Source organism: Mesorhizobium sp. Cs1321R2N1, assembly GCF_037179725.1.
Taxonomy (GTDB): domain Bacteria; phylum Pseudomonadota; class Alphaproteobacteria; order Rhizobiales; family Rhizobiaceae; genus Mesorhizobium; species Mesorhizobium salmacidum.
Genome location: NZ_JAPYKP010000192.1, coordinates 1 through 8479, shown reverse-complemented (window position 1 = coordinate 8479; position 8479 = coordinate 1). Strand labels below are relative to the sequence as shown.

At 57.8% G+C, this 8479-nt stretch carries 6 protein-coding genes; all 6 read left to right on the top strand.

From position 1 onward, the window contains the following. The first annotated feature begins 305 nt into the window (after positions 1-305). The 6 genes from O7A61_RS29300 (at position 306) to O7A61_RS29275 (ending at position 8389) form a co-directional block, all read left to right on the top strand. On the top strand, positions 306-818 hold the full coding sequence (locus O7A61_RS29300; RefSeq protein WP_337132727.1) for a hypothetical protein: 513 nt from the start codon (positions 306-308) through the stop codon (positions 816-818). Between the two features lie 53 nt (positions 819-871). Further along, positions 872-2899 carry a hydantoinase/oxoprolinase family protein gene (locus O7A61_RS29295; protein WP_337132726.1) on the top strand — a complete coding sequence of 676 codons (2028 nt, stop codon included), beginning with the start codon at positions 872-874 and terminating at the stop codon, positions 2897-2899. Positions 2900-3628: 729 nt separating this feature from the next. Then, entirely contained in the window at positions 3629-4387 is a 759-nt protein-coding gene (locus tag O7A61_RS29290) for a GntR family transcriptional regulator (protein WP_337132725.1), read from the top strand. 1 nt (position 4388) lies between these two features. Further along, the gene (locus O7A61_RS29285; protein WP_337132724.1) at positions 4389-5351 is read left to right on the top strand and encodes a 2-hydroxyacid dehydrogenase; all 963 of its coding nucleotides are present in this window, start codon (positions 4389-4391) and stop codon (positions 5349-5351) included. A 303-nt stretch (positions 5352-5654) separates the two neighbouring features. Then, positions 5655-7079 carry an FAD-binding oxidoreductase gene (locus O7A61_RS29280; RefSeq protein WP_337132729.1) on the top strand — a complete coding sequence of 475 codons (1425 nt, stop codon included), beginning with the start codon at positions 5655-5657 and terminating at the stop codon, positions 7077-7079. 44 nt (positions 7080-7123) lie between these two features. Further along, the gene (locus O7A61_RS29275; protein WP_337132723.1) at positions 7124-8389 is read left to right on the top strand and encodes a pyridoxal phosphate-dependent aminotransferase; all 1266 of its coding nucleotides are present in this window, start codon (positions 7124-7126) and stop codon (positions 8387-8389) included. Positions 8390-8479: the final 90 nt, after the last annotated feature.

Sequence of the window (8479 nt, the reverse complement as noted above, 5' to 3'; positions counted from 1 at the left end):
CGCGGCCGCGAATGGTGCCGAAAGATGCTGAGCAAATACGAGGAGGAGCCACCGGCGCTTGAGGCTTCGACACGCGAGGCGCTGCGGGACTTTGTCGAGCGTCGCGAGCGAGAGATCCAAACATAGCTGGAGGAAGTGTTGATTGGAGCGGGATTGGAAAATTTTTTGAAACTCCATTGGAACACTTTAGGAAGACCGTATGGCCGGACTGAACCCGCACAGGAATACGCCGTCAGCCAAGCCCAGCGCGGGCCTTCGCCATTCACTTCGACGGTGAACCCGGCGCCAACAACACCCTCACTGATGTGCCGGGGGTTGACTATACGACGCTCACCTCCGGCGACGGTCGGTTATTGTCGGAGCGGACTGGCGTCACCCCTGTATTTCCACGCCCCCAAACCGACCTTGCAACGCCGGTGGTTGCGGGCATGTTCAGCGGCAGTGGCGACGGAGAAACGGAACGATTCGCACATGATTGCCGAACTCGGCGCGTTCAATTTCACCGTAGCCATCACACAAACCCGCGGCGTGACGCGGGACGGCACCAGTGCCTTAGATGCAGAAGGCATTCGGGAAGGTGCTGCGGTGTCATGCGCTCGCATAGGCACGTGCAGGCAAGATGTGTGGCTGAGGGCCTGATGGCGATCGACGGCGAGGTCGAGATAATCGCCGCCGGCGGCGCCTTCATTGTATCCTCCGGTCTGAACCATGGTCCAGGCGCTGGCTGCCGGCCGCATCGTCGACAGTTTTACGCCGCACCGCCCCGATTTCCTGATTTGACAGACAGCGCCGATGGCGCGACGCGATGCACTTCCTAGTCCGGGAGCGATGGGCTCAACGACCGGAAGCATCCAAACGCAAGAAGAAAAAGATGATCGCTGTAGAAAGGCCCGCCGCCTTGTTCCTCGGGATAGATACCGGCGGCACATACACCGACGCCGTACTGTGGTGCGAAAAGCCGGCCGGCTCCGGCACGGTGGTGGCGAAGGCCAAGGCGTTAACCACGCGGCATGATCTGGCAGTCGGCATCTCGGGCGCAGTCGACGCGGTCCTCGGCGAGGCAGCTACCAATCCGGCGGACATCAAGCTTGTGTCTATGTCGACCACGCTTGCGACCAACGCTTTGGTCGAGGGTCAGGGCGGCCGCGTCGCACTGGTGATGATCGGTTTCACAGAGGCCGATCTTGCCCGTGATGGGTTGAGATCTGCGCTCGGCAGCGACCCGGTGGTCTTCGCGCCGGGCGGCCACGACGTCCATGGCAAGGCCCAACCCCTCAACCTTTCCACGCTCCAAGAAGCGCTGCCGGCACTTGGCGCCTCCGTCTCGGGCTTTGCGGTCTGCGCCTATTTCGCAACCCGCAATCCGGCACACGAACTCCTCGCCTGCGACATGATCCGGGAAAAGACCGGGCTTCCGGTCACAGCCAGCCATGAACTTTCCACCAAGCTTGGCGGCCCACGGCGGGCGCTGACAACGCTGCTTAACGCTCGGCTGATCTCGATGATCGACAGTTTGGTGGCGGCGACCGAAGGGTTCCTTGCGGCGCGCGGTATTGCTGCGCCGCTGATGGTTGTGCGCGGCGATGGAGCGCTAGTGTCGGCGGCCTTTGCCCGCGCCCGGCCGATCGAAACCATTCTTTCAGGCCCGGCGGCAAGTCTTGTCGGCGCCCGCCACATGACGGGGCTCGACAATGCCGTCGTTTCCGACATCGGCGGCACCACCACCGACGTTGCCGTTCTCGACCGGGGGCGCCCGCGTCTTGACCCGGAGGGCGCCACCGTCGGTGGCTACCGGACCATGGTCGAGGCTGTCGCCATGCGCACCTTCGGCCTCGGCGGCGATTCTGAAGTCGCGCTGGAGGAGGGCCCGCTCGAACCACGCATCCTGCTCGGTCCCCGCCGGCTGGTACCACTGGCGCTGTCCGGCATGATGGATGGCGAGGCGATCACTGCGGAACTCGAGAGGCAGCTGGGGACTGCCAACACCAGCCGGCTTGACGGGCGCTTCGCCTTCCGCACCGGCGTGCCGCAGCGGCTGGCAGCCGGGCTGACGCTGGCGGAGGCCAAGCTCTACGAGACGATTGGCACAATTCCGCTGGCGCTCGACAAGGTCCTAGTTTCCAGCGCCCAGAATGCTACCCTGAACAGGCTTGTGGCGCGTGGCCTTGTGCATATTTCCGGGTTCACGCCGTCAGATGCTGCCCATGTTCTTGGATGGCAAGACAATTGGAATGCCGCTTCGGCACGGCTCGGTGCAGAGCTTTTTGCAAGAAAGCGCGATGGCCGCGGCCAGTTTATCGCGTCCTCTCCAGAATTACTCGCTAAACGCATACTGGTCTCGCTGACCCGTTACTCCGCCGAGGTCATCTTTGAAACTGCCTTTGCCGAGGAGGGGCTTGACGGCGCTGCCACTGTGGCGCATGCGCTGGTCCAGCGCGCAGTTGACGGCCGCAACGGCATTGCGCGCCTTACCGTAGCGCTCGATCGGCCGGTGGTCGGTCTCGGAGCCTCGGCACGCCTGCACTATGCCGGGCTGCCGGACTTGGTTGGCAATGACTGCATCGTGCCTGAGGACACGGACGTCGCCAATGCGATCGGTGCAGTTGTTGGCCAGGTCCGCGTGTCCGCAGAGGCGCTGGTGACCCAGCCGGTGGAGGGCGTTTTTCGGCTATCGTCGGGCGACGACATGTGCGATTTCCCTGACGAGGGGGCAGCACTCACCGCCGCCGAGACCAGTGTTCGCGCCATCGTCTCGGACCGCGCCAGGCGCGCCGGGACCGATACCGCCGAGATCGAGATCGGGCGCGACATCTCCGCCTCGACTATCGAAGGCCAGCGCATGTTCATCGAGGCGCATGTCGAGGCCGTTGCTACCGGCCGCCCTCGCATCGCGGCGTGACCCACGGCAATGTTGTCTTCGGGGCTGACGAATTATGTTCCGAACTGGATGCGCATTTGGGACGGAGAATGACTTGTCCGACGTCAAAAGCCCGCAAATCAGCACGCCGCCAAAGCGTCCCTGGAGAAGAATTGCCGAACGATCGCATCAAGATCGCTGGACGCCCCGGTTGCTCTGCGTTTTATGATGCACGCGCTGGAAGGATTAATGAGCGATCTGGGAACGACGACAACAGCGTCTGCGCCAAAGCCAGGACCAGAATGGAGCAAAGTGTAGCTGGCTTACGCGCAATGCGACACTATCGTTCTGCCATCCCGTAACGAATTCGCTTGGGGGCCCAGAATACAGTGCATCCCAGGACTTCTCCAGCGCGCCTACGCTGATGATCGGCAACCCAATTGACCGGCAGTAGGAACATTGCGCTCGGCACGCTGTTGCACAGTTTCCCGTTATAAGTCGGTGTACATTATCGGACATCGACTGCAAGAAGTCAGGCATCACGTCTCCCTCTGGACCCAAGCCTCCCGATCGACCCTTTTCGCAAAACGCCAGTATGTTCAGCGTCATCGGCTGGTAGGAGAAAACGCAGCCTCTGAGCACCGTTCCTGATTGACAGGGATTACGTTCGGTATACATTAGGAGCAGAGCTGGGCTGAGGTGACCATTCGTGGTGCAGTGAGTGGATTTCGCCGGTTAGATCCCTAATTGTTTGAGAATGATGTCAAGTGTATGGACATCCTCCGAAGTCTCTTTCTGAAGATTGGTAGCAACGCTTTGTCCCATGCAAATGCAATATCCCGCAAACGGTCGTCGGGCCGTTTATATATGCCGACATCCGCTCGGCTAAGCGCCGACGTGTATTCCAGACTGAAAGAAGGAATTTTGTCGGCCTCCCTTAAGTCGGACGAACGTCTATACGAGACCACCGTGGCCGAATCCTTCGGCGGATCCAGAACGCCCGTTCGCGAGGCTCTGTTGAGGCTGCTTGAAGAAGGGCTCCTAGTGCGCCAGGGGCGGGCCTATGTAGTCAGCAGGATATCCGTTTCCGAGATGATCGACATCTATCGGGTTCGTCAGAGCTTGGAATGTCTCTCGGCCTCCATCGTTACTGAAACGATCACTGACGCGCAGCTTGGCGAATTGAAAGCAATGATTGAGGCGATGAGAATAGCGGCAGGAAGGGGAGACGGCAGCACGTTTAACCTTCTTGATTCTGAGTTTCATTTGGCAATAGCCAAATCAACCGGCAACGAGGTTTTGATCGGCATCCTCACAAAGCTTCACGAAAGGGTCTTGCTTGTTCGAAACTCGGTCGAGCGATTTCTGTTGCGCCTTGAGAATGCAAATCAAGAGCATGAGGCGATTTACAACGCAATTAGGCGTCGGCAATCAACAATCGCTGCCGCCGAAATGAATTTACACATTCAGTCGACGATCGAGTCACTGAAAGCGTCTGGCCTAGATCTCGTAGAGTCTGATGAGCGGTAAAATGAAATACAGTCCGAGCGCGAAGTCGTCCAAGCCTTGCGTATTATTTCTCTGGGAGCAGGGGAACGCGTATGAATGGAAATTTTTCATGGAGGAGTTAGTCGGAGATATTGATTTTCGTGTGTTTCCCGATGTAGGCGATCGCGCCGAGGTCGACTACATTATGGCTTGGATGCCTCCTCTCGGTGAGATCGAGAAGTACCCCAACGCGAAGGCAATATTTTCCATTGGAGCTGGCGTTTCGCATATCCTGCGCGACTCGGGTGTGCCGCGCGACATTCCCATCGTGCGTCTCACCGACGAGGCGCTCAGTTTGGACATGTCCTTGTATGCTCTTCATTGGACCTTACACTTTCACAGAGGGTTCGATCGATATCTGCGGCAGAAGCAATCGAAGACCTGGAAACGCCATTCCTATCCTCCCAATGAGGACCGAAAAGTCGGTGTTCTTGGCCTCGGCGAAATTGGAGGCAAGCTTGTCGAGATGCTCCGGGACATGCACTTTGACGTCGGTGGTTGGAGTCGCTCAAAGAAGGATATCGAAGGGGTATCCTGCTTTGTTGGCGAGGAGGGGCTGGCGCAACTGTTGAGGCGGAGCGAAATCCTCATTTCGGTCCTGCCTCCTACTCCAGAAACTGCGAACTTATTGAATGATGCGCGCTTGAGACAGATGCCGAAGGGTGCTTTTCTCATCAATATGGGGCGAGGCGAGGCTGTCGGCGATGACGATCTGTTGAGGGTCCTTGATGAAGGGCACCTGGCGGGAGCGGTGCTGGACGTTTTTCGCGAGGAGCCTTTGCCGTCCCCCAGCCCCTACTGGAGCCATCCGTGTGTAGTTGTAACGCCACATGCTGCTGGACCGACAAGTGTCAAGTACGGGGCAAAACGTATCGCTGAAAACATCATCAAGATGGAAAGAGGTCTTCCTCCTCACCCCCTCTACAATGCAAGTCTCGGCTATTGAGGTGGTTCGTAAAGTCACGATGGAGAGTAGACAACATGTGCCGTGCCATGTTGCCTGCGATCGCGAGACGTGGGCTGAAGGCATGTCCGTCGGCCCGGAAGCTTTCTGGGCGCGGTAGATTTACGACGGAGCCCGCCCACGATCGGCGAATTAGGGTCAATTGCTGACAGTGTATAGCATGTTGGCCGGGTGAAGCTAAAGGACTGCGGTATTACCGTTGAGGCAAGCATTAAACTGGCCGGCTTGAATTCGATATCTGTTCAACAATGCGACGAGGCGTCTGCTAGCAATATGAATTCAATAATGGAAAATATTAACCTAAGCCAAATTGCACAGTTAAGGCAATTGTTGGGGGATGACGGCATTCTTACCGGGAACGATTGCGTACGCTATGAGTGCGGTGCCCGGTTCGATGTCGGAAAAGCCGCATTTGTGCTTCGGCCTGCGACGGTACCAGAACTATCTGCTGCCGTTAGCTTTTGCGTTCGAAACTCGATCGCCATCATCCCCCAATCAGCAAACACGGGGGTTGTAGCCGGGTCAACGCCCGATCCAAGCGGAACCCAAGCAGTTGTTAGTCTCGAGCGTCTCCGCAATCGCTTGGACATTGATGCCGAGAACCGGTCGGTTCATCTTGATGCGGGCTATCGGCTATCCGAGCTAAATGCTCGGTTGGAAAAAGACGGGCTCTTCTTCCCGATTGATCTTGGCGCCGACCCTTTAATGGGAGGCATGGTCGCGACTAACACAGGCGGTGCGCGCTTCATCCGTTATGGGGACGTTCGGCGCAATACTCTAGGGCTCACGGTCGTTCTCGCAGATGAGAACGGTTCGGTCGTGAAGCTTGGGTCGTCTCTTCGTAAAAGCAACGTCGGAGTCGATTGGAAGCAGCTTTTTATTGGAACCTGTGGTGTATTTGGTATCGTGGCGGAATGTGTGCTCAATGTTGAACCCGTGCCTCGGCAAGTCGCAACAGCACTATTGGTGCCGAAAAGTTTCGATGCTGTCCTTCCTCTCCTAAAGTTAATTGAAAGGAGAGCCGGCCCTAGCCTCTCGGCCTTCGAGGGCATGTCGGGGAATGCTATTGCAGCTGCATTGGCTCACGTGCCGCGGCTCAAGAACCCATTTTCGCGACGCGAGTACCCAGAGTATGCAATTTTGGTCGAGATCTCTCGAAGCTGGGAGGGTCAGCAAACTGAGAGTTCCATAGATGAACAACTGCAGACTATGCTGTCGGAGCTCTGGGATAGCAACAATGAGCTTCTGGAGGACGTTCTCGTTGGCCCATCGCACGAGCTTTGGGCCCTGAGGCATGCGATCTCTGAAGGGGTGAAAGCTGTTGGCAAACTGGTGGCCCTTGATATTGCCTTCAAGCGTGGCGACGTCATGCACTTCCTGAAACGAATGAGGACCGAACTTCCAGTGGCCTTCCCGGACGTCCGAATTTGCGAGTTCGGCCACATTGGTGATGGGGGCGTTCATTTCAATTTGGTCCTCGATCGTGGTAGCGCCAATGCAGCCGACCCAGGCTATGAGAACAGAATACGATCGCTTGTCTATAACATCGTCGTAAACGAGTATGGCGGAAGCTTCAGCGCAGAGCATAACATAGGACGAAAGAACCAAGTATATTACGATCGATTTGCCGATGATAAGTTAAAGAGAATATCTGCGGCGCTAAAGACGGTGACGTCACCGAGCTCGCTGGGTGTCCCTGTGTTGTGGTAGTGAGGCCACGATATTGTAATATTGTAACTGGAGCACAGATCAGTATGGGCGACGCAGCAAATCCTGTGGCCTCCGCCTTCCGCACGTCCCCGGCGCTTTCGAAGGTTGGCCCATCGGCGATTACGCGAATGACCGCCGCCACTGCCGAATTGAGACGCCAAGGGCGCCAGATTGCTTGCATGCATTTGGGTGAGCCCGATTTCGGGACGCCTGAGAATATTGTCGAATCGGCCATCCGCGCAATGCGAGCTGGGGATACTCATTACACTGCGCTCGACGGCACGCCCGAGGTCAAATCTGCCGTGCAAGAGAAATTCTCGCGAGAGAACGGCATTTACTTCGAAAGCGACCAGATTGTCGTTACCTCAGGCGCGAAGATGCTGCTGTTCAGCGCCTTCTTCGCGACTTTGAGTCCAGGTGACGAAGTTATCCTCCCGGCACCGTACTGGGGGAGCTACGGCGACATCGTCGAAATGATGGGCGCGCGGGCAGTGGTCCTGCCGACGCACGCGCAGGACGGTTTCAAACTGCGGGCCGAGGACCTCGAGCGGGCGATCACGCCGAATACCCGCTGGCTGCTTATCAATTCCCCGTCCAACCCATCTGGAGCGGTCTATCGGAAGGCGGATTATGAAGCCATCCTAGAGGTGATCGAGCGACATCCGCACGTCTGGTTCATGATCGATGACATGTACGAACACATCATCTTCCAGGATGAGCCGTTCGTCACTCCAGCTCAACTCCGCCCGGATTTGCAAGGCCGCATCCTTACAATCAACGGTGTGTCGAAAGCATATGCGATGACCGGATGGCGCATCGGTTATGCAGGCGGGCCGGCGCCTCTCATTAAGGCGATTAAGGCGGTTCTAAGCCAGTCCACCTCTTGCGCATGTTCAATTGCCCAAGCGGCTGCCGCCGAGGCCCTGCGGGGGCCGCAAGACTCTGTACGGCGCTATTTGGGTGAATACCGAGCCCGGCGCGATCTTGTGATGACTGAGCTGTCGCATTGCCCGGGTCTAAAAGCGAACGAGCCCGACGGAACCTTCTACGCGTTCGTCGATTGGCGCTCGTTGCGCGGAACGTCGACTCCAAGGGGCGAGACATTGACCGACGATGAAGACCTTTGCCAGTATCTTCTCCAAGACTGCGGTGTCTCAATCGTACCCGGATTGGCGTTCGGAACCGAAGGCTACTTCCGCATTTCTTTCGCCAGTTCGGAAGCCGAATTGCGTGAGGGCATGGCTCGCATTCGAGATGGTTGCGCCGCGCTCACTGGTCGCGTCCCCACAGGTGGTGTAGCTCGGCGGTAGCGAAGCCGCTCGCGAGCGCGCCCTCAACAGCGCTGTAGCGAGCGAGCTGCTTTGCGGTGGTCATCGACAGTTCGCCGGTAAGGTCGGGTT

Bases quoted from the DNA above. Each gene is read 5' to 3' on its own strand.
- O7A61_RS29285 (WP_337132724.1), top strand. From the start codon at position 4,389: ATGAAATACAGTCCGAGCGCGAAGTCGTCCAAGCCTTGCGTATTATTT.
- O7A61_RS29280 (WP_337132729.1), top strand. From the start codon at position 5,655: ATGGAAAATATTAACCTAAGCCAAATTGCACAGTTAAGGCAATTGTTG.
- O7A61_RS29275 (WP_337132723.1), top strand. From the start codon at position 7,124: ATGGGCGACGCAGCAAATCCTGTGGCCTCCGCCTTCCGCACGTCCCCG.
- O7A61_RS29295 (WP_337132726.1), top strand. From the start codon at position 872: ATGATCGCTGTAGAAAGGCCCGCCGCCTTGTTCCTCGGGATAGATACC.
- O7A61_RS29290 (WP_337132725.1), top strand. From the start codon at position 3,629: ATGGACATCCTCCGAAGTCTCTTTCTGAAGATTGGTAGCAACGCTTTG.